This window comes from Flavobacterium undicola (assembly GCF_009909155.2).
Taxonomy (GTDB): domain Bacteria; phylum Bacteroidota; class Bacteroidia; order Flavobacteriales; family Flavobacteriaceae; genus Flavobacterium; species Flavobacterium undicola.
In genome coordinates this window covers 19,908-42,811 of sequence record NZ_JAAAPM020000010.1, presented here as the reverse complement: position 1 = coordinate 42,811, position 22,904 = coordinate 19,908, and the positions used below count along the sequence as shown (strand labels likewise).

The window sequence follows — 22,904 nt, the reverse complement described above, 5'->3', positions numbered from 1 at the left end:
TAATTTAGTGAGTATATAATAAAAAAACGGTTCTTTATGTATAAAAGAAATTTTCTTATATGTGATTTTGGTTAGTCATATTATTAGTTGGTAAAAAGAGTTGTTGTGATCAATAGCAACTCTTTTTTAAATAAGGAAAAAAAGAAGAGTAAAAGTTCATGAAAATGAATAGTAAATAATCATTAATCTTTTGAGTTTGAAAAATCAAATTTTACATAACGCAGTTCTTGATGACAATGAGCTATGGGTAGAGATGAAGGCAGGAGATGAAAAAGCATTTTCGACACTTTTTAAAAAATACTATAGTTACTTGATTCAGTATGGGAATACTTTTTCTCCATTTTCTGAAAAGATTCAAGATTGTGTTCAGGATGTTTTTACTGATATATGGGTGTATAGAAATAGTGTTAGTGATACAGTAGTGGTAAAAGCTTATTTGTTGTCTTGTGTGCGCAAGCGTATTGTGCGTTTGCAGCAGCGTGATAAAGTTTTTAATAAAACAAAGTCAGTAGATGCCATTGATTTTTTGTTTGATTTTTCGATAGAACAACAATTGATTTCTGATGAGTTGACTGCTGGAAAAGTAGCGCATCTTAACAAGGTATTAAATGTTTTGCCAGCCAGGCAAAAAGAGGCTTTGTATTTAAGATATCATCATGGTTTGAATGTAGACCAAGTTGCAGAAATATTAAATGTCAATTATCAATCGGCTAATAATTTATTGCATCGAGCTTTGGTAAATATTCGTAAGGAATGGAAGGGAAATATGGCTTTGCTTTTAATGTTGTTAGCCAATTGGATTTAAATTAATAATAAAGTTACGAGTTAGTGAGTATGTAACATAGTGGTTGTCCTTTTAGATAGCAGAAACACTTTTAAAAATGAAAGAACGTAATCAATATAGAGAAATAGAAGATTTTTTGGCTGACGAGTCATTCCGATTGTGGATGAGGTCAAAAGAAGATTCAAATTGTTGGGAAGAATGGACCTTAGAGCATCCTAAACGTGCAAAATTAGTTGAAGAAGCTCGTTTGTGGTTGTTAGCAATGAAGGTTCCAGAGCATGATTTGTCTCAGGAACAAGTAGATGCAGCATTACAAAGCACCTGGATGAAAATTGAAAAAATAGAACAAGAGAGTAAAATGGAGCAAAAGTTAATCCAATTGTGGAAAACCACTTGGTTTAGAAAAATTGCTGCAATCTTGGTTTTTGGTTTACTTTCTTTCTATGTTTATGATAACTATTTTGTTAGCAAAAATAATAATTCTTATTACGAACAAATAGTTGCCAATACAGATGATAATGGTTTGTTAGAACAAATTAATAATTCGAATAAACCACAAATTGTAACCTTATCTGATGGAAGTTCGGTTTTATTACAGCCTAAGAGTAAGTTGAGCTATCCTAAAGTTTTTATGGGTAATGAACGAAATGTGTATTTGTCAGGAGAAGCTTTTTTTGAAATTAGCAAAAACCCTAAAAAACCATTTTTTGTTCATGCCAATGAAATTGTTACTAAGGTGATAGGAACCAGTTTTCGAATAAAAGCCTATGCTAATCAATCAGATGTAGAAGTTTTAGTGCGAACAGGAAAGGTAAAAGTAAAGTCGGAAAAAGCCATCCGAAATTCATCTCAGGAAGAAATAGTATTGTTGCCTAATCAAGCACTTCGTTTCGTTCGTAAAAATCAGACTTTTAATAAGATTACTGATATTACGCTAGATAAATCTTTGAGTAGTTCGATACGAAGTATTGAACAGTTAAGTTTTGAGTTTACCGATATTCCTGTGGCTCAAATTTTTAAAACCATAGAACAAGCCTATTCGGTAGAAATAGATTTTCCAAAACAGGTATTAGAAAAATGTCATTTAACGACTTCTTTAAGTGACCAACCTTTGCCTGAAAAATTAAAAATTATATGTAAAAGTATTGGTAATAATTCCAGTTATACAATGAACGGAAATCAAATAACCATTTTATCTAAAGGGTGTAATTAAAATAAATTTAGCCTATGTAATAAAATAAAAAAGCGTCGAAATGCTGCAACATTTTCGACGCCTAAAAGCTTTAAACTCACTCTGCAAAGTGGGTTTGAAATGTTTCTTAAGTACCCTTAAATAGTATTAATAACACAAACCAAAATTATGAAAAAAACCGTAGTAAAACAACGATTACTAATTCGACTCATGAAGATGACATTATACCAATTTGTATTAGCTCTCATTTTTTCAACTGTAACCATGGCAAACAGCTTAAATGGACAGGGGAAATTAGATACCAAAGTAACTATTTCCATATCAGATGTGAATTTAAACAAAGCATTGACTGAACTGGGGAAATCAGCCAACGTTAAATTTTCTTACAATTCTAGAATGGTTTCTTTTGATCAAAAAGTAACTGTTAAGGCAGAGAATGAAGTTTTGTCGGCAGTGCTTTCCAGAATATTAAAACCACTTAATATTACTTATACAGTTGTTAGTAATCAAATTATATTGCAAAAAACAACTGCAATTTCAGAAGATAATGTTACTGCTTCAGTAAATGAAGCTCAACAAAAAGTGCTTAGTGGAGTGGTTGTGGATGTTAAAGGACTTTCACTTCCTGGAGCAAGTGTTCTTGTAAAAGGAACTAGCAATAGTACTTCTACTGATATGGACGGGAAGTTTAGCATTAGAGTTGATGATGCAGCCAAAGTTTTAGTAGTTTCTTTTATTGGTTTTGATACAATGGAAATTCCAATTGGAAATAAGACAGATTTTAAAATAACATTAAGAGAATCTTCTCAGGCTTTACAAGAAGTAGTTGTAATAGGGTATGGCTCACAGAAGAAAACCGATCTTACTGGTGCTGTTACTACGGTGAAAGCAAAAGATATAAACGGTATTAGAGGAGGAAACGCAGCGGAAGCACTACAAGGTAAAAGTGGTTTGACAGTAGTATCATCAGGATCACCGGGAGCAAGTCCTGTAGTTAGAATTCGTGGTATTGGTACCAATAGTGATTCTTCTCCACTTTATGTAGTAGACGGTATGATGACAAATGATGTGACTTGGTTGAATCCAAAAGATATTGAGTCCATGAGCGTATTGAAAGACGCCTCGGCTACTGCTATTTATGGTTCCCGTGGAGCGAATGGTGTAATCATGGTTACGACTAAAAAAGGGAAATCTGGGAAAAGTGTTATTTCTTATTCAGGAAGTATTGGAAGTCAATTTGTACTTGATAATTACAAGCTAGCCAATGGGAGTGAGTATGCGACGCTGATGAATACAGTGGCATCCACTGCCGGACAAACACAGCCTTACTCAAATCCTTCTCAGTATGGACAAGGAACCAACTGGATGGACGAAATCAGCAGAACGGGTTTAATGAGTGATCATCAGGTATCTGCTTCAGGAGGTACTGAAAATGTAAACTACAATATAAGCTTAGGGTATTTTGAACAGAAAGGGGTTTGGAATAATACAAATTATAACCGTTGGACCTTACGAATCAATAATGACTATAAGCTTAATAGTCAGATAAAAATCGGACATAATTTCAATATTAGCAACGCAAATACAGGTCAGGCATTGACTTATAGAACAGTGCGTTCTGTTCTTTCAGGTTCACCACTTATTATTCCTAAAAATAATCAGGGAGCATGGAATCCAATGCAGAATAATGATTTGATTAACCCAGCTGCAGAATTAGAATTGAATAAGGATGCCAATACAAATGATCTCCGTTTTGTAGGGGACTTATGGGGAAGTTGGGATATTATAGACGGACTTCAGTTTAAGACATCATTTGGAGAAGACTGGATGTTTACACGTTTTGACCAGTTCTTGCCACAATACAGTATAAATCCTTCATTCCAATTTAATAATCCAAACAGTTATACTGAAAACTATAGCACTAATAATACATGGTTATGGACCAATACACTAACCTATGATAAAAAAATTAATGAAAGCAATCGTCTAAATCTGCTTGTCGGACAGAGTTCAGAAGCAACCCAATTTCGTGGTCTGGGAGCCACAGGTAAAAAATATGCTGTGGATAATCTGGATTATGCTTCTATATATTCAGCTAGTTTAAATAACAGAACTGTTAATGTATTTCTGCCGACAAAATCATCAAGAGCATCGTTTTGGTTCAGGACTAATTATGCATTAAAGGATCGTTATCTGTTTACGGCAACAATCCGTGCCGATGGTTCTTCAAAATTTGGACCAAATAACAAATGGGGGTATTTCCCTTCTGCAGCTTTAGGTTGGAGAATCAGTGAAGAAAGCTTCCTAAAACAGCTAAGCTGGCTTAATAACTTAAAAATAAGAGGAAGTTGGGGTATGACTGGTAACGACAAAATTTTTAATAATGTAGCTTATGCATTAGTTACGCAGAGTGATGAATTCCATGCAGTTTTCAACGGTCAGCTTAACCCTGCGGCAGGTATTGTAAATGATTATAATCCTAATGTAAAATGGGAAAATAATATTCAGGCTGACTTAGGTTTGGAAATGAGCGCACTGGATAACAGACTTACTTTTGAATTTGACTATTTTAACCGAAAAACAGAAGATTTACTGATGATATTGCCTATACAGGGTGGTTCAGTAGGTATAGCTCCGACATACAGTAATGCTGGTTCAGTACAAAATAAAGGATATGAGGTAATGATAGGATGGCAGGACAACAAAAATAATTTTAAATATGGAGTTAACTTCACTGGTAGTTCCTTTAAAAACGAAGTTGTTGACTGGAATGGCCTTACTACTACCAATACTACATTCTCTACAAATTTACAAACCCGTATAAAAGAAGGTCAGCCTTTTAATTATTTCTATGGTTACAAAACTCAGGGAATTTATCGCACGCAAGCTGATGTTGACAGTTGGAATGCTTATGCAGTAAGTAAAGGAAAAACAGCTTACCATACAGCGGCAAAATTAGGAGATATGATTTATGTGGATACTAATGGTGATGGTCAGATCACTCCGGATGATCAGACTAATATTGGAAATCCTTTTCCTAAATTCACTGGAAGTATTGCTTTGAATGCAGAGTATAAAAATTTTGATTTTAGTTTAGACTTTATGGGAAGTTTTGGGGCAAAGGTGATGAATAACTCTTATAACGATTTTACCTCGCCTAACAACAATATGCATACAGATTGGTTGGATTCATGGACTCCTACTAATACTGGGGCAACTATGCCGCGTCTGGCTGCAGGATCTGTAAACATGAACAGAACCATAGATATTATGGTATTCAACGGGAACTATGTGAAATTGAGAAATGCAACCCTTGGTTATACACTGCCGGATTCAGTTACTGAAAAAATAGGAATAAGCAAATTACGATTCTATTTGACAGGAGCGAATTTGTTGTATTTTACTAAGTACAAGGGCTTTACACCGGAATTAGCTGATGGACTTGATTATAATTCATTTCCTATTTCAGGCAGTATGCAATTTGGTATGAACCTTAATTTTTAATTAATAATAAAACTCATTAAGCATGAAAAAGCTAAAATATATTTTAACCATTGCTGGATTAATCCTTTTGGTTTCCTGTGATGAATCCCTTAATGTTACTCCTGAGTCACAGCTGACTACTGATGTTTATTTTTCTGATGAAAAAAGTATTGATGATGCCCTTAACAGAGTATATTCTTCAGTCAACTGGCGTTTCTTCAGATTAGGAACTATGTATTTTACATCACATGAATTTTGTTCAGATGATGTAAAAATGAATACTGCTGATGTCAATTTTACTTCGGCCTATACCTTCACTAATAACCCTTCCAATATATACATAGAGCGTCTTTGGGAAAGATGGTATCTGTATCTTAATGACTGTAATCAGGTTTTAAAGTTAGCAAGTAAGTATAATGACAGCAAAGCTACGCAGTACAATGCGCAAGCGCGTTACTTTAGAGCATATTGGCATTTTGATTTGGTAAATGTTTTTGGAGATGTAGTGATACGTGATCATGTACCAACAGCAGCCGAATTCAATATTCCTAAAAGCTCACAGGAAGATGTTTACAAATTGATTATAAGTGATCTTGAATATGCAATAGAAAATCTGCCTACGAGACAAGTATGGGGAACCAGCAACTTAGGGCGTGTTACGAAAGGTACAGCATTGGGATTATTGGCTAAAGTTTATCTATACAGACAGGATTATACTAATGCTTATAAGTATGCAAAACTGTTAGTACAAAGTGGTGAATACAGTCTTGACCCTAACTTTAGAAATCTGTTTGCTATCGACGGAAAATATTCCGTTGAGAGTATGATGCCGGGACATTATATCTATCAGAATATTGCTGGACGGACCAGAAATCCTTATGTAGAATTTCAGGGAATTCCTGGATCTGGTCTTGGGAGTGCATTTTTTGCTCCATCGGATGATTTAGTAAATAGTTTTGAACTTAATGATCCACGTAAAGCCGCTTCTGTTTTTAACAAGGGTGAAACTATTGAGGGTTATACAGGTACTATCAATTGGGCTACCGGGTTTCAATATGCAAATAAAAAAGTGATTTGGCCGGCAACACAATGGCCTGACGCCGATTTTTTTAAGCAACAGCTTAATCTTCCATTTCTGCGTTATGCTGATTTATTACTTATTTATGCAGAAGCTGCCAATGAATTAGGCAACAGCAGTGAAGCATTGGATGCACTGGAGCAGGTGCGTTTTAGAGCTCGTGGTAATAAAACGTTTTTGCAGGCTGGTGTATTGCCACAAATCATTGTAACCGATAAGGCTCAATTGCGTCAACTTATTTGGAAAGAGCGAAGAGTAGAACTTGCTATTGAAGGCAACCGCTGGTTTGATTTAGTTCGCTATGAAAAAGTTGTTCCGGGTTATACAACCAGTATTATGAATAATCTAGGTAGAACTAATTTTAATTATAATAAGAACAGTAAATTTCCTATTCCTTCAACATTTGTTACAAATTCAAACAATGTTTTGGTGCAAAATCCTAATTGGCAATAGTTTAAAAAAATGTCACTATCAGTCAATTTGTATTACTTTTCAGTGTCAGTTATAGGTTTGATTTTTGTTAGTTCGAGGTTTATTCTTTTTTTAAAATAAATTCTAAGATCATGTGGCAAACTCTTGCAGTTGTCACATGATTTTTTTATTTGTTAATAATTATTTAAAACAGATTAATTTTTTAAAAATTACATTGATTGTCCGTTTTTAGTCATAACCCTGTAATACTTGCTATTACTAGTCTATCGAATAATTTTTCATCAAAATATCTTCTGTTAAGCTTATAAACAAACTCATTTAAGAACCAACCTATTTGTAATTTCTTTGCGGGTATTAATAAAACAGATGATGGTTCTCGTAACGCAGAAAAAGGAGATACACACCGTGATGTGACAATGGCTCGTCATGGAGAAACATTTCTTATACGTGCTGAATGTTACGCTTGTTTAGAACAATATAGCAATGCAATGAGTGACATCAACGTTGTTCGTGCCAGAGCACAATGGAAAAATGGAGAAAACAGATCTTTCTACAGTGACGGTTCTCAAGCATTCGTTAACAATCCTTTAAATGTAACTACAGCAGCTACGAATTATATCAATTCGAACCTGAACATGAATACTTATTATTTGTCTAACCCAACACTTCCTGTTACTACGACAGCATCGAGCTTACAGTTAGCAACATTTCTTATCTCGAACAGGGACTTTGATTACACGTGCAAAAGCGTTTAATCCTGAAGCAGCTGGAATCACAGTAAATAAACACGAACTTCGTCCTATTCCACAATCATTTATTGATGGTTTGTTAAATGAAGATGGTTCTAATTTATCAGCTGCACAGAAAAAAGCTTGGCAAAATCCAGAATATACAAACTAAGCTCTATTTTCGTTTTATAAAAATAGTAAGCTTATAAATGAAATACCTCCAAATAGTTTGGTACTATTTGGAGGTGTTTTTTTTAGTTTGTTTGATAGTCGAGATTTTTAGATGATTAAAGTCTGAATTAATAAATGTTTTTTTTACATTTGTTAATTCCAATCAAAATTTTATAAAGAATAAAACCAATGAAAAATAAAATGAAACTGAATGTTGTTGCATTTATAATGAGTCTTGTAATGGTCTTACCGGCCTTTGCAAACAACAATAGAAAGTTAGCCCATCCGGGTTCAGTATATTTATTTGCCTATACACCGGAAAATGTATCGGGAAGAACAGGATTACAATTTGCATGGAGTGTCGATAGAAAAAATTGGCATTCGGTAGGGCAGAATTATAATTTTTTATATTCTGATTATGGAAGATGGGGTTCGCAAAAAAAGATGATAGCACCTTATCTTTTTCAAGCTTCTGACGGAATGTGGCATTGCGTATGGAGTTTGAACGATAAAGACGGCACTTTTGCCCATGCTGCTTCTAAGGATTTGATAAGCTGGGGACGTCAATCTTATCCTCCAGTCATGCAGGATAATAATTGTCTTAAACCGATAGTTTCTCAAAATAACGGAATTTTTACTGTGTCATGGAAGAGTTCTGTTAATTCTAAAAATGGATTATTTGCTGTAACCACAAGCAATTTTGTGAATTATGCTGCTACAAAAACAATTCAGGATTCCGAGCGTTCTGATTTAAGAGAGTCGATTGCAATTGCAGGAATTGTTCAAAGTGGAACCGTACACAAAGTTTCCTCAGATGTGGTTAATGATTTGATTAAGGCGGAACAATTAGTGGTTTATAAAAATCAATTAAATGGAGAAACTTCAAAAACGGATGATGTTCGTTTTGCTTCGCTTAAAGCCTTAAATGCAACTATTACAGTAGATGCTTTACAAAGTAAAAAAATAAGCAAGCTGCTTACGGGAGTATTTTTTGAAGATATCAATTATGCTGCCGATGGAGGATTGTATGCTGAGTTGATTCAGAATCGTGATTTTGAATATGCTTTGAGTGACAAGGAAGGTCACGATAAATCATGGAATAGTTCTAAATCCTGGACTGTTGAAGGAAAACAAAATACATTTACGATAGATTCGCTTTCGCCAATTCATGAAAATAATAAGCATTATGCTATTTTGAAAACAACTGAAATTGGAAAAGGTTTCAGTAATGAAGGTTTTGATGGTATCGCTTTGAAAGCAGCAGAGAAATATGATTTTTCATTATTTTGTCGAAATTTGGCTGGAGCCAATACAAAACTACTCATTCGTTTAGTAGGTAAAAATGGAGAAAAATATGCCGAAACTACGATTACTTCGAACAGTTCAAATTGGAAAAAATACAATGCTGTTTTAGTTGCGAATAAAACGGTGACTGATGCTAAATTAGAGATTGTACCTCAAAGTCAGGGAAGTATCGCTTTAGATATGATTTCGTTATTTCCGCAAAAAACATTTAAAGGACGTAAAAACGGTTTACGTGCCGATTTGGCTCAAACTATTGCTGACATTCAACCAAAATTTATGCGTTTCCCAGGTGGATGCGTCGCTCATGGCGATGGTTTAGGGAATATTTATCATTGGAAAAATACCATCGGTCCATTAGAATCCAGAAAACCACAACGCAATCTTTGGGGTTATCATCAATCGATGGGATTGGGTTATTTCGAATATTTTCAGTTTTGTGAAGATATGGGAGCAGCACCTTTGCCAGTAGTTTCGGCGGGAGTTCCTTGTCAGAATTCAGGAGTAGGAGGAGCAGGACAACAAGGCGGAATTCCGATGAGTGAGATGGACGAATATGTTCAGGATGTGTTGGATTTAATTGAATATGCTAATGGAGATGTGAATACGAAATGGGGAAAGAAAAGAGCCGAAGCCGGACATCCAAAACCATTTAATCTTAAATATGTTGGAATAGGAAATGAAGATTTGATTACGGATATTTTTGAAGAACGTTTTACAATGATTTTTAATGCTGTGAAAGCAAAATATCCCGAAATTACGGTTATTGGTACCGTTGGGCCATTTTATGAAGGGACAGATTATAATGAAGGTTGGGCTCTTGCCGATAAATTAAATATCCCAATGGTGGATGAACATTACTATGAATCGGTGGGTTGGTTTATTAATAATCAGGATTTTTATGATAAATATGATCGCTCTAAGGCGAAAGTGTATTTAGGAGAATATGCCGCATTTTTACCGGGACGTCCCAATAATATCGAAACTGCTTTGGCGGAAGCCCTATATTTAACATCAATTGAACGCAATGGCGATGTGGTAAGTATGGCTTCGATTGCGCCAATGCTTGCCAAAGAAGGTCGCACACAATGGAATCCGGATATAATCTATTTTAATAATTCGGAAGTGAAACCAACTGTGGGTTATCAGGTTCAAAAAATGTACGGAAATAATGCAGGAGATGTTTATTTGCCAAATAACATTACGCTTTCTGATGGGAATGAGTCGGTTCGAAAACGCATCGGAGTTTCGGTAGTTCGCGATAGTAAAAGCAATGATTTGATTTTGAAATTGGTTAACATGCTTCCTGTTGAAGTAAATACTCAATTGAATTTGAAAAACTTAGGAGTAACAGCTTTGCAAGCTAGTCGTACCTTGTTAACTGGAACACCAGATAGTAAAACGGCTTTGCCAAAAACGGATATCATTGCTGTAAGTGAAGATTTTTCGGCGGTTATGCCAGCGTATTCGTTTACACTTATTCGCATAAAATCGAAATAATTTTCTTTTCTGTTGTCCTTAGCTTCTGCAGTCGAGTGTCAAATGTTTGAAGAATGCGTAAAAAGAAAAGTTGTTTGATCCGCCGCGGCGGAGAGTTCTTTTCTTTTAGCATTCGAAAACTAATTTGACCGACGAGGAAGCGCAAGACTTGATTTTTTTGTTTCTTTTTTGATCAAGCAAAAAAGAAAATTAGTAAATCTAATTTTTACTTTTAATAAAAACGTCATTGTTAGCTCGTCGAAGTGTTTGCTTATTATTTTAAAGAGGTCTTTGACAGGCTCAGGCTGACTAAAAATATATTTAATTATTTAGAAACAAACCTTGGAGGAGTTTGTTTTTTAACCCAACCAAAAACAAAAAAATATGGTATTAAAAAAAATGAAAAGCAATATATGGTCAGTTGTTTTACTTACGTTAAGCGCTGCTGTTTATGGTCAATCAGGGCAATTGCAGAGTTTTCCGTTAACTTCAGTTCGTTTGTTAGAAAGTCCTTTTCAAAAGGCACAGCAAACGGATATGAAATATATTTTAGAACTCGATGCCGATAGGTTGCTGGCGCCTTATTTAAAAGAAGCTGGAATCACGCCTTTAAAAGACAATTATGGCAATTGGGAAAATACAGGATTGGATGGTCATATTGGCGGGCATTATCTTTCAGCTTTGTCGGAGATGTATGCCGCAACCGGAAACCAACAAATAAAAGAACGTTTGGATTATATGCTGGATTGGTTGGAAAAATGTCAGTTGAAAAATGGAGATGGCTATATAGGCGGTGTTCCTGGAAGCAAGGCATTATGGGCTGATATTGCTAAAGGTAAGATTGATGCGGGTGGTTTTTCGTTAAACGGAAAATGGGTGCCTTGGTATAATGTTCATAAAGTTTATGCGGGTCTTGTGGATGCTTACAAACTAACGGGGAATGAAAAAGCGAAAAAAATGCTAATCCAATTATCCGATTGGTGTTTGAAATTAGTTGCCAATCTTTCGGATGAGCAAATCCAATTAATGTTAAAAAGTGAGCATGGCGGAATGAACGAAGTTTTTGCTGATGTGGCCGCCATTACGGGCGATAAAAAATATTTGGTTCTGGCTGAAAAATTTTCGCACAAGACTATTTTGAATCCTTTGTTAAAAGATGAAGACAAGCTAAATGGTATTCATGCCAATACACAAATTCCTAAGGTGATTGGTTTTATGCGTGTTGCCGAAGTAGGAGGCGATGCAAAATGGGCGGACGCGGCTAACTTTTTTTGGAAAACAGTAGTCGAAAATAGAACCATTTCTATAGGAGGAAATAGTGTGAGAGAACATTTTAATCCTTCGAATGATTTTTCATCGATGTTAGAATCCAGAGAAGGTCCCGAAACCTGTAACAGTTACAATATGCTAAAATTGAGTAAGCATTTGTTCCTGGCGCATCCTCAGGCAAAATACATGGATTATTACGAACGTACTACTTACAATCATATTTTGTCATCGCAGCATCCGGATGGAGGATTTGTTTATTTTACGCCTATCCGCCCGCGTCATTACCGTGTGTATTCGGAGCCGCAGGAATCTTTTTGGTGTTGTGTGGGTTCTGGTTTAGAAAATCATGGAAAATATGGCGAAATGATTTATGCCCATGATGCGACTAATTTGTATGTGAATCTTTTTATTCCTTCTACTTTAGAATGGAAAGAAAAAGGATTGAAACTGACGCAAAATACCAAGTTTCCTTTCGAAGAGCAATCGGCTTTTATATTGGATTTGAAAAAAGTGCAAAAGTTTGCTGTTAAGTTCAGATATCCTTCCTGGATAACAAACGGAGAAATGAAAATTAAGGTAAACGGCAAGGAAGTAGCGATTGAAAAAGATGCGAATTCTTATGTTACGATTAATCGAAAATGGAAATCGGGAGATGTGATTTCTGTAGTTTTACCAATGCACAATGTCGCAGAACAACTTCCTGATAAGTCGGCTTGGGTTTCTTTTGTACATGGTCCAATAGTTTTAGCCGCTGTTACTGATGAGACGAATTTAGTAGGTTTAAGAGCGGATGGAAGCCGAATGGGACATATTGCAAACGGACCAATTTATCCAATTGAAGAAGCGCCAATGTTGGTTTCTAATTCAAATGATTTGGCACAATCTTTAAAAGAAATAAAAAACAAACCATTTACTTATTCTGCTTCAGATATTATCTATCAGGAGCAATTTAAGAATTTACAATTGGTGCCTTTTTTCCAAATTCACGATGCGCGATACATGTTGTATTGGCCTTATACTACAAAAGAAAAGTTACCTGAATTGCAAGCGGCGATGAAAGAAAGAGAAGATGCTAAAATGAAATTGGAAGCGGTAACAGTAGATTTAGTTACGGCTGGAGAACAGCAACCGGAAAACGATCATAATTTTAAAGGAGAACAAACCGATACTGGAATTTATAAAGAACGTCATTATAGAAACGGAGCAGGGTTTTTTAGTTACGAATTGAAAAATCCAAAACAGGAAGCACGTAAATTAAGATTCACTTATTTTGGTTCAGATAAAAACAGAAATTTTGATGTGTATCTAAATTCAGTTTTGATTGCTTCAATAGCCATGGATGGAAAAGAAGGCAATCAGTTTATTGATAAAATGATCGAAATTCCAGTCGAAATTTTAAAATCGAATGCAAAATTACTGGAAGTAAAATTTCAAGCCAAACCGAATTCGTCTATCACAGGTATTTACGAAGTACGATTGATGAAATAATTAAGAATAATAATTTGTGGATGAAACCTCTTGGAAACAGGAGGTTTTTTTGTGCTATATATTTATTTGGAACACAGATAAAACGGATGCAACAGATTTACGCAGATAGAAATTAAAAAATCCGTTTTTATCCACTGAATCAGTGTCATCAGTATGCCAAAAACTATTTTTACTAAAATCCATAAAACAAAAACCCGAATATTTCTATTCGGGTTTTGTGGTACCTCCAGGGATCGAACCAGGGACACATGGATTTTCAGTCCATTGCTCTACCATCTGAGCTAAGGTACCGTGCTTGTTGCGGGTGCAAATATAGAACCATTTTTAATATATCCAAAACATTTTTATGAAAAAATCTATTCGTACCTTCGCCACACCAAAAGTCAAAATATGATATTAACTGTTGATGTGGGGAATACCCGAATTAAAGCGGCTGTTTTTGAGGGTGATACCGTTTTGGAGCGTTTTGTTTTTGATAAAAAAGCCCTTGAAAAAAAGATAAAAAATATTTTAGAAAAATTTGAAACAATAGCTTATTTGGTCGTTTCTTCGGTAGCAGATGTCGAAAAACAATCTTTTTTGGCATTCGAAGATCAGGTTAAAGTTCATTTTGTTTCAAATGAAGATTCTTTTCCGTTTTCCAATAATTATGGGACTCCAAAAACTTTAGGAATTGACCGCATGGTGCTGGCTGCGGGAGCTACGCTGATGTATCCGAATCAAAATAGATTGATAATCGATGCCGGAACCTGCGTTACCTATGATTTTGTCGATGAAAACAATGTGTATCAGGGCGGTGCCATTGCGCCAGGATTGCGGTTGCGATATGAATCCTTGCATCAGTTTACGGCAAAACTTCCGTTATTGACTGTAGAAAGTCCGAAAGACTATGTGGGAAAATCTACTACAGAATCTATTCATTCAGGTGTGGTAAACGGATTGGTCTATGAAATTGACGGTTTTATAGATGAATATAAGGCAGCTTGTACAAAAATTATCATAATTTTAACGGGTGGCGATGCAGATTTTTTGGCTAAACGATTAAAAAATACCATATTTGCCAATTCAAATTTCCTATTAGAAAGTTTGAACCAAACATTTCAATATAAAATCAAAAATGATTAGAAAAATTATAACAAGCGTTTGCTTGCTTTTATCACTAGTGTCTTTTGCTCAGGAGGGTACTGCGTCTCCTTATTCTTTTTACGGAATTGGAGATGTAAGGTTTAAAGGGACGATTGAAAGCCGTTCGATGGCTGGGGTTCAGGTAGAACAAGATAGTATTCATCTTAATTTAGATAATCCGGCGAGTTATTCTAATCTAAAATTGACCACCTTTACTGTTGGTGGAACTTATAATTTAACCACTTTAAAAAACGATTCCGGTTCTGAAAAAGCTAAAAGAACCACTTTTGATTATTTAGCTATCGGATTGCCTGTTGGTAAATTAGGAGTAGCTTTTGGTTTGATCCCTTATTCTTCTGTAGGTTATAAAATGCAGGTTTTTTCAGATCAGGCAGGAGGTGTTAATAATCGTAATTATGGAACAGGTGGGGTGAGCAAAGCTTTTTTGGGAGGATCATATAAAATCACTCCGAGTTTTAATGTTGGAGCAAGTGTAGATTATAATTTTGGTAGAATTGAAACAACTAATTTAGAATTTGTTAATGGCGTTTCATTAGGAACAAGAGAAGTGAATTCTGCAGATTTGTCTGGAGTGAATTTCAATTTTGGAGCAATGTATAAGGGCAAGTTGAATAAAAAGCTGGATTTTTACAGTAGCTTGAGTTATAAACTGGAGAGCAAGTTGGCATCTAATAACACTAGAAGCTTAGGTACTGTATCTTTTAATTCTGGTTTTGATTTTTCTGATGTTGAAACTACTGATGAGGAGAAATTTGAAAAAAACCTGACTTTGCCTAGCGAATTAAAACTTGGATTCGGAATTGGAGAGTCTAAAAAATGGTTAGTTGGAGCGCAATTTATAACTGCTAGTGAAGGAGATTTGGCTAATACTTATAATACGACACCTAGAGCTTCTTATGAAAAAGCAATGAAGTATAGCATAGGAGGTTATTTTATTCCTAATTATGGTTCTTTCTCAAATTATGCAAAAAGGATTGTTTATAGAGCAGGTATTAAATATGAGCAAACAGGTTTAGTTGTAGATTCTGAATCTATAAAAGATGCTGGTTTTAGTCTTGGATTAGGATTGCCTATTACAGGAAGTTTTTCTAATATCAACTTTGGTTTCGAATTAGGGAAAAGAGGAACTACTTCATCATCTTTGGTTCAGGAAAATTATGCTAAATTGAGTGTAGGACTTTCATTCAATGATAGATGGTTTGTTAAGAGAAAGTTTGAATAATAATTGCCCGAGAGTAATAATTTATATTAGTATCATTTGTTAATGTTTTTAATTAAAAAAGATAAACTATTTTCAGTAGTCATGGCCTTAGCCGTGACTCTGTTTTTTGGGTGCGAAAGTAATTTTAAGAAAGTACAGAAAATTAATTTCACTGAGTTCACTCCAACAGGAGATGCTGATAATGTGAATTTAAAATATACCGATTCGGGTTTGATAAAAGCAGTATTGCTAAGTCCTAAAATGCTGGATTATGCTACTGTGGATTTTCCGTTTACTGAATTTCCAAAAGGAATTGATGTTACTTTGTATGATAATAAAGCCAAACAAACTCGCGTGACATCAAATTATGCTGTTTCTTATAAGCAAACAAATATTATTGATTTACAGGGAAAAGTAGAAATTGTTTCTCAGGATGGACAAAAGCTAGAGACCGAACAATTGTACTACGATCAAAAAAACGAATGGTTTTTTACAGAGAAAAAGTTTAAATTTACTGATTTGAAAGGATCTTCAAATGGTCAGGGAATCGATTTCAGTAAAGATTTTAAAGTGATTAATTCCCAAAGAATAACCGGCGAAGTACAAACAGCCGAATAATTATCAATTTCACACACTATGAGTTTTTTAAAATACACTCCTTATCTTTATCTTCTTTTTGCTGTTTTTTTTGTTTACGATGCTATTGTAAAATGGAATGATGTAGATGCAACGCCTGTTTTAAGTCTTTTGATTTCGGGCTTAGCGGTTTTTATGTTTTTCTTTAGAAGAAGATTTGCGAAAAAAATGCAAGACCGTAACCGTAAATCGTAGTTTATGGAAGTTAGTATTATAATACTATGTCTAATACTATCTGCTTTTTTTTCAGGGATGGAAATAGCGTTCATCTCTTCTAATAAAATTTATCTTGAAATTGAAAAAAAACAAGATGGTTTTATTTCGAAAATACTCACTAAACTTACTGAGAAACCTTCTAAGTTTATTGCTGCAATGCTTATTGGTAACAATATCGCATTAGTAGTTTATGGCTTTTTTATGGGCGATCTGGTAATGGAATGGGTAAAATCTTTGAGTTATCATTTTTCAGATGTTTTAAGTTTGTTTATTCAAACGGTAATCTCTACTATGATTGTCTTGCTCACTGCAGAGTTTTTTCCGAAGGTCTTTTTTCAGATTTATTCCAATACGTTAATTAAGTTTTTTGCTTTTCCGGCTTATATATTCTATCTGCTTTTTTATTTTATTTCCACATTTTTAATTTGGATTTCCGATTTTATTTTGAAAAAATTCTTCAGAACCGAAGGAGATCAAATTCAGTTGTTTTTCTCCAAGATAGAATTAGGGAATTACATTACGGAACAAATGAGTACGGTAAAGGATGATCAAGAAGTAGATTCGGAGATTCAAATTTTTCAAAATGCACTCGAATTTTCTGGAGTAAAGGCCAGAGATGTTATGACGCCGCGAACAGAAATTGTAGCAGTTGATTTGTGTGATTCGGTTGCGGAAATCAAAGAGTTGTTTGTAGAGACAGGTTATTCTAAAATTCTAGTTTACGAGAATTCATTGGATGAAATTGTAGGTTATGTGCATTCCTTTGATTTGTTTAAAAAACCAAAACACATCAAATCGATAGTGATTTCGGTTGAATACGTTCCTGAGACTATTTACATCAAAGAAGTAATGGATTTGCTGATTAAGAAGCGAAAAAGTGTTGCAGTGGTCTTAGATGAATACGGAGGAACTTCGGGTATCATTACAGTAGAAGATATTGTAGAGGAACTTTTTGGCGAAATTGAAGACGAACATGATTCGGATGAAGAGTTAATCGAAAAAGAATTGGATGAGGGTGTTTATCTTTTTTCGACACGTTTTGATGTGGAGTATTTAAATCAGACTTATAAACTGCAAATTCCAGAGAGTGATTCTTATGGGACTTTGGGCGGTTTTATTGTCGATTTTACAAAAGAAATTCCTCAAAAAGGAGATGTAATCGGCATTGGGAGCTATCATTTTGTAATTGAAGAGGCAACAAATAAAAAAATTGAATTAGTGAAAATGACTCTTAAAGAGTAATTTTTTTAGAAAAACAAAAAATCTTTTAAAATAAAACGTTAGTTGTATTATTATTAACTAGATAATTGTATTTTCGCAAACTGAATATAAAATTAACAACAATAAAAATGGCAGTTTTATCAAAAATTAGACAACGATCCGCTTTAATGATTGCAGTTATTGCACTAGCTTTATTTGCATTTCTTATTGGTGATTTGTTCAAAAGTGGTAGTTTTAGTAGTACCTCTAAAGATGTAGGAAGCATCAATGGAAAAGATATCTCATTTGAGGATTTTAGACTTAAAGTAAGTGATGTTGAAAAAAGTGGTCAGGGTATCACTTCTACAGCAGCAGCTAATAGAGTTTGGGAACAAGAAGTTTCTGTAGCTTTATTGTCTTCTGAATTTGATAAATTAGGATTAAGAGTTGGTGAAAAACACATCATCGAAATCTTAAAAGCGGATCAAAATATTGGTAAAAATCCAATGTTCCTGAATGCTGCTGGAATGTTTGATTTGGCTAAATTTAAAGAATACTTTAAATCAAATCCTGCACAAGCAGAATATTTGAAACAAAGAGAAAAAGATGCCGAACTAAATGCAAAATACCAAATTTACAGCACATTAGTGAAATCAGCTTCTTATACTACAAAAGCTGAGGGTAAATTGAAATATAAGATGGAAGCGGATAAAGCTAATTTCTCTTATGTTGGCGCTTTATATTCTTCAATCAAAGACAGTGATGTAAAAGTGACTGATGCTGAGATTTTAGATTACATGAAGAAAAACGAAAAGAAATACAAAGCAGAAGAATCTCGTGCTATTGAATACGTTTTAATTGAAGATAAAGCATCTAAAGAAGATGAGGCTGAGGTAAAATCTAAAATTAGTGCTTTATTAGCAGGTAGTGTGGTGTACAACCAGGCAACTGGTAAAAACGATACTGTAGCAGGATTTAGAACTACTAAAAATGCAATTGAATTTGTAAACTCAAATTCAGATGTTCCTTATGATTCTACTTATGTGGCTAAAAAAGATTTACCTGCTGTAGATGCAGATCAATTATTTAATTTAGCTCCAGGTGCAGTTTACGGTCCTTATGTTTTTGGAAATTACTATTGTATTTCAAAATCTTTGGGGAAAAAATTAGGTGTAAATGCTAAGGCAAGTCACATCTTAATTAGTTATGAAGGAGCTCAGGTTCCTAATCAAAGAGAAAAAAGAACTAAAGAAGAAGCTAAGGCTAAAGCAGAAGAAGTATTGGCTCAGGTTAATGCTAATCCGGATAGTTTCATGATGTTGGCATTCCAATATTCTGATGATTCATCTGCGCAACAAGGTGGTGATTTAGGTTATTTTGGACCTGGTCAAATGGTGAAACCTTTTAGTGATTTTGTTTTCAATAGCAATATTGGACAAATTGGTTTAGTAGAAACTCCTTTTGGATTCCATATCATTAAAGTTACTGATAAGCAAGACGGAATTCGTTTGGCTACCGTAGCTCAAAAATTAGAAGCTTCTGAAGCTACTTCAGATAAAATCTTTACACAAGCAACTAAATTCGAAATGGATGCTGCTGATAAAGACTTCAATAAAGTGGCGAAAGAAATGAAATTGACTGTAACTCCTGCAGTTTCAGTAAAAGCAATGGATGAGACATTTGGAGCTTTAGGAAATCAAAGAGCTATTGTAAGATGGGCATTCGAAGATGATACTAAAGTAGGTTCAGTAAAACGTTTTGAAGTGGCTAATTTAGGTCACGTGATTGCAACGGTTAAAAACATTGATGATTCTGGATTTGCTCCAATTGATCAAGTAAGACCATTCATCGAAACTAAATTGAAAAATGTTAAGAAAGCAGAAATGCTTAAAGCTAAAATGACAGCTACTTCTCTTGAAGCGATTGCAAAAGCTACAGGATCTAAAGTAGAGCAAGCAGCTAATGTTACTTTGGAAAACCCGGTATTAAATGGTGGTGTTGGTCAAGAGCCAAGAGTAGTAGGAAATGCATTTGCTTTAGCTGCTAACAAACTATCAGCTCCTATTGAAGGAAACACAGGTGTTTATGTAGTGAAAACGACAAGCATTGTTAAGGCTCCAGCATTAAAAGATGTTGCTCCTTATGTTGCTAAATTAAAAGCACAATCAGCTGGAGATGTAAATAGAGTGTTGCCAGCTCTTAAAGATATTGCTGATATTAAAGACAATAGAAAACAATTTAATTACTAGTTTTTAGTATAGATTAATTTTTAATTTCATAAAAAAACCGATACAATTGTATCGGTTTTTTTATGTTCTTTTTTGAGAAACAAAACGAATATATAAATTATACCATTTAGAATTATAAAACAGTTTTTTGTTTACCTCACCCCAACCCTCTCCAAAGGAGAGGGAGTTGGAAAATTGGATTATTTTATATTTCTAAATGGTATTACTATATCGAATTGCTGTTATTTCCGAAGTTTAATTGTCCTTAGCATCCGCAGTCGAGTGTCAAATGTTTGAAGAATACGTAAAAAGAAAAGCTGTTTGATCCGCCGCGGCGGAGAGTTCTTTTCTTTTAGTATTCGAAAACTAATTTGACCGACGAGGAAGCGTAAGACTTGATTTTTTTGTTTCTTTTTTGATCAAGCAAAAAAGAAAGTTGGTAAACCTAATTTTAACTTTTGATAAAAACTTCTCGATACATTTTATTAAAAAAAGCTGTCGCATTTTTTAATAAAACACTCGAACAGGCGAAGACGAATGGTAGACTTAAAAATATTGACTTCGAACAGACAAATTATTATCTATAAGAAATCATTGGTATTATTCTAATATCATGTCTTTATAAGGAATGATAGTTTTGAAACCTTTGGAAGCAAAATAAGTTATAGGATTGACTTCAGAAACCACCATGATAAAATCGCCTCCCCAGGCTCCCAGACTTTTTATTTCGCCCATAAAATCAGAAAATAAATTTTCCTTTACAGTAGCCGTTTCTAAAATAGAACTCATAGTAGCTTCATGCTTGGCTATTGCAACAGCCATGGTATTACTGCTTTTAGAGTGAATGATTTCTTGAGTTAGTTTGTCTATTTTGGTAATACTCTTTTCGATATCACTGGATTTATTATTTTGGTAATTGGCTATGGCAGTTTTGCTGCTTTGTTTTTTATTCAAATACACAAAGTAAATGTTGTCGGTAAAATTAGGATGAAAACTAATGGTTTCCACCTTTGGCTTGCCTTGCTTTAATTGGTATGTAATTGGGTTGTTGTTTTGCGCACAGGCAATGTCATAACCGCTGCCGCCAAAACTATTGTTCAATAATTCAAATGCATTAATATTGAGCCATTGAGCGATATTGTTGATCAATGTAGAAGAAGTGCCTAATCCCCATTTTTTAGGGAAAGTCAATTCGGTAGTGATTTGATAACCGGGTTCTTGATTTAGAAAATCAGGATTTAAAAGGTAAGCTTCATGAAGGATTTTTATTAAAGTATTTTTTACGGAATCTTCTTTAACTATCGGTTCTTTTATTTCTGAAAACGAAAGGCTGTCTTCAAACCAAACACTTCCATCAGCATCAAAGCTTTTCCAGATTATTTCAGAATTATTGCTTTGTTCGATGCTTAAATTTTGACCAAATTTAGTAGGCAATGCAAATGCTTTAGCTCCATCTAATACCAAATATTCAGCGGTAATTAATAATTTCCCGTTGCTGTAAAATGTTTTTTTTGTATTCATTTTCGAATTGAATTAGAATTCGTTCTACTATAATTATTTCCTCAGACTTTCTATAAAGTTTACCACTCCGCTATGCGACACCACATGATTTTTAAAGTGTTTTTGTACCAAATGACGTTCTTCGGTTGTAGCTTCAAATTGGTTCAAAATATTATTTAAATGCATTTTCATGTGTCCGTCCTGAATTCCTGTGGTTGTTAAGGAACGCAAAGCAGCAAAATTTTGTGCCAATCCTGCTACGGCAACGATTTCCATTAATTCTTTGGCAGATGGATTTTCGAGCATTTCTAACGAAAGTTTTACCAAAGGATGTAAACTCGTTAATCCGCCAACAGTTCCTAATGCTAATGGAACTTCGAGCCAAAAACTAAAAATACCGTTTTCTATTTTGGCATGAGACAAACTGCTGTATTGACCATTTTTTGCGGCATAAGCATGAACTCCAGCTTCTACAGCTCTAAAATCATTTCCTGTAGCTAAGATTACGGCGTCAATACCATTCATGATACCTTTGTTGTGTGTTACTGCGCGAAAGGGTTCTACTTCGGCAATTTGTACCGCTCTAACAAAACGCTCGGCAAAAGCTTGAGGATTCGTAATGTGTTTTTCTGCCAATTCTTCTACCGGACAAGAAACTTTGGCTCTAACGATGCAATTAGGAACATAGTTCGAAAGAATACTCATCACCACTTCGATGTTTTTTTCTTCCTCGGTGAAGATTTCGTAAGTCTGTGCTTCTGATTTTAGAATATTGGCAAATTGCTCTAAACAGGAGTTGATAAAATTAGCTCCCATGCTGTCTTTGGTTTCAAATGTTGCATGAAGCTGAAAATAATTGGGTAACAATATCGTTTTGTCTTCCAGTGTAATGTCCAGAATTCCGCCACCGCGTTGTTGCATATTTTTGGTAAGATTTTCTGTTTCCGAGAAAAACTTAGCTTTGGTTTGCACAAAGAATAATTCCAGTTTAGAAACATCGCCTTTGAAGATAAAATGAACCTGACCTATTTTTTCAGTATTGATAACTGTAGTTTTAAAACCACCTCTTGTTGCCCAAAATTTAGCCGATTTAGAAGCTGCAGCGACTACTGAGCTTTCTTCGATAGCCATAGGAACAGTGTGGTACTTGTCATTAATTAAAAAATTAGGAGCAACACCCAGTGGGATATAGAAATTACTAATAGTGTTTTCTATAAATTCATCATGTAGTTTTTGGAGTTTTTCGTCTGAATTCCAGTATTTTTTTAATAATTGGATGGCATTTTCCGGACTTGAAAAATAGGCTGAGGCTATCCAGTTTATTTTTTCTTCTTTTGATAATTTAGAGAATCCTGCTACGGCTTTATTCAT

At 34.5% G+C, this 22,904-nt stretch carries 16 protein-coding genes, 1 tRNA gene and 1 pseudogene; 14 read left to right on the top strand and 4 right to left on the bottom strand.

Translation table 11 applies throughout. The features are described from left to right. Window positions 1–196 precede the first annotated feature (196 nt). From GTZ96_RS07615 to GTZ96_RS07600, 4 genes are all read left to right on the top strand, one after another. Window positions 197–805 carry an RNA polymerase sigma factor gene (locus tag GTZ96_RS07615; RefSeq protein ID WP_235972896.1) on the top strand — a complete coding sequence of 203 codons (609 nt, stop codon included), beginning with the start codon at window positions 197–199 and terminating at the stop codon, window positions 803–805. A 76-nt stretch (window positions 806–881) separates the two neighbouring features. Further along, window positions 882–1,997 carry a FecR family protein gene (locus GTZ96_RS07610; RefSeq protein ID WP_161642538.1) on the top strand — a complete coding sequence of 372 codons (1,116 nt, stop codon included), beginning with the start codon at window positions 882–884 and terminating at the stop codon, window positions 1,995–1,997. A gap of 147 nt (window positions 1,998–2,144) precedes the next feature. Further along, window positions 2,145–5,480, top strand: coding sequence for a TonB-dependent receptor (locus tag GTZ96_RS07605; RefSeq protein WP_161642536.1), 3,336 nt, complete (start codon window positions 2,145–2,147; stop codon window positions 5,478–5,480). Window positions 5,481–5,502: 22 nt separating this feature from the next. Further along, complete coding sequence (locus GTZ96_RS07600; protein ID WP_161642533.1) at window positions 5,503–6,990, top strand: RagB/SusD family nutrient uptake outer membrane protein; 1,488 nt, start codon at window positions 5,503–5,505, stop codon at window positions 6,988–6,990. 211 nt (window positions 6,991–7,201) lie between these two features. Here the strand turns inward: GTZ96_RS07600 and GTZ96_RS07595 are convergent. Then, window positions 7,202–7,324: pseudogene (locus tag GTZ96_RS07595) on the bottom strand (IS1595 family transposase); the annotation flags it as partial. Between GTZ96_RS07595 and GTZ96_RS18290 the strand changes: the two are divergent. The 4 genes from GTZ96_RS18290 to GTZ96_RS07580 all read left to right on the top strand — a co-directional run bounded on the left by GTZ96_RS18290 (window position 7,302) and on the right by GTZ96_RS07580 (window position 13,406). Beyond that, window positions 7,302–7,724 carry a RagB/SusD family nutrient uptake outer membrane protein gene (locus GTZ96_RS18290; RefSeq protein WP_161642665.1) on the top strand — a complete coding sequence of 141 codons (423 nt, stop codon included), beginning with the start codon at window positions 7,302–7,304 and terminating at the stop codon, window positions 7,722–7,724. The pseudogene GTZ96_RS07595 and the gene GTZ96_RS18290 sit on opposite strands and share 23 nt — an antisense overlap. Then, window positions 7,699–7,869 carry a RagB/SusD family nutrient uptake outer membrane protein gene (locus GTZ96_RS18285; protein ID WP_161642530.1) on the top strand — a complete coding sequence of 57 codons (171 nt, stop codon included), beginning with the start codon at window positions 7,699–7,701 and terminating at the stop codon, window positions 7,867–7,869. The genes GTZ96_RS18290 and GTZ96_RS18285 overlap by 26 nt, the downstream gene beginning before the upstream one ends. Before the next feature lie 188 nt (window positions 7,870–8,057). Then, complete coding sequence (locus GTZ96_RS07585) at window positions 8,058–10,670, top strand: alpha-L-arabinofuranosidase C-terminal domain-containing protein (RefSeq protein ID WP_207720160.1); 2,613 nt, start codon at window positions 8,058–8,060, stop codon at window positions 10,668–10,670. A gap of 378 nt (window positions 10,671–11,048) precedes the next feature. After that, the gene (locus GTZ96_RS07580; protein ID WP_161642527.1) at window positions 11,049–13,406 is read left to right on the top strand and encodes a glycoside hydrolase family 127 protein; all 2,358 of its coding nucleotides are present in this window, start codon (window positions 11,049–11,051) and stop codon (window positions 13,404–13,406) included. A gap of 218 nt (window positions 13,407–13,624) precedes the next feature. Here GTZ96_RS07580 and GTZ96_RS07575 read toward each other — a convergent pair. Further along, a tRNA-Phe gene (locus tag GTZ96_RS07575) sits at window positions 13,625–13,697 on the bottom strand. A gap of 99 nt (window positions 13,698–13,796) precedes the next feature. Between GTZ96_RS07575 and GTZ96_RS07570 the strand changes: the two genes are divergently transcribed. The 6 genes from GTZ96_RS07570 to GTZ96_RS07545 all read left to right on the top strand — a co-directional run bounded on the left by GTZ96_RS07570 (window position 13,797) and on the right by GTZ96_RS07545 (window position 20,054). Beyond that, window positions 13,797–14,531, top strand: coding sequence for a type III pantothenate kinase (locus GTZ96_RS07570; protein WP_161642525.1), 735 nt, complete (start codon window positions 13,797–13,799; stop codon window positions 14,529–14,531). Then, window positions 14,524–15,774 carry a hypothetical protein gene (locus GTZ96_RS07565; protein ID WP_161642522.1) on the top strand — a complete coding sequence of 417 codons (1,251 nt, stop codon included), beginning with the start codon at window positions 14,524–14,526 and terminating at the stop codon, window positions 15,772–15,774. Before GTZ96_RS07570 ends, GTZ96_RS07565 begins: the two co-directional genes overlap by 8 nt. A gap of 42 nt (window positions 15,775–15,816) precedes the next feature. Continuing rightward, the gene (gene lptC, locus GTZ96_RS07560) at window positions 15,817–16,371 is read left to right on the top strand and encodes an LPS export ABC transporter periplasmic protein LptC (protein WP_161642518.1); all 555 of its coding nucleotides are present in this window, start codon (window positions 15,817–15,819) and stop codon (window positions 16,369–16,371) included. A gap of 18 nt (window positions 16,372–16,389) precedes the next feature. Next, the gene (locus GTZ96_RS07555; protein ID WP_161642516.1) at window positions 16,390–16,584 is read left to right on the top strand and encodes a hypothetical protein; all 195 of its coding nucleotides are present in this window, start codon (window positions 16,390–16,392) and stop codon (window positions 16,582–16,584) included. A 3-nt stretch (window positions 16,585–16,587) separates the two neighbouring features. Beyond that, complete coding sequence (locus GTZ96_RS07550) at window positions 16,588–17,847, top strand: hemolysin family protein (RefSeq protein ID WP_161642514.1); 1,260 nt, start codon at window positions 16,588–16,590, stop codon at window positions 17,845–17,847. Between the two features lie 107 nt (window positions 17,848–17,954). After that, entirely contained in the window at window positions 17,955–20,054 is a 2,100-nt protein-coding gene (locus GTZ96_RS07545) for a peptidylprolyl isomerase (protein WP_161642512.1), read from the top strand. 579 nt (window positions 20,055–20,633) lie between these two features. Here GTZ96_RS07545 and GTZ96_RS07540 read toward each other — a convergent pair. Both GTZ96_RS07540 and GTZ96_RS07535 read right to left on the bottom strand, forming a co-directional pair. Then, window positions 20,634–21,554 (bottom strand): GYDIA family GHMP kinase, encoded by a 921-nt coding sequence (locus tag GTZ96_RS07540; RefSeq protein ID WP_161642510.1) that lies wholly within the window; start codon window positions 21,552–21,554, stop codon window positions 20,634–20,636. A gap of 33 nt (window positions 21,555–21,587) precedes the next feature. Continuing rightward, complete coding sequence (locus tag GTZ96_RS07535; RefSeq protein ID WP_161642507.1) at window positions 21,588–22,904, bottom strand: hydroxymethylglutaryl-CoA reductase, degradative; 1,317 nt, start codon at window positions 22,902–22,904, stop codon at window positions 21,588–21,590.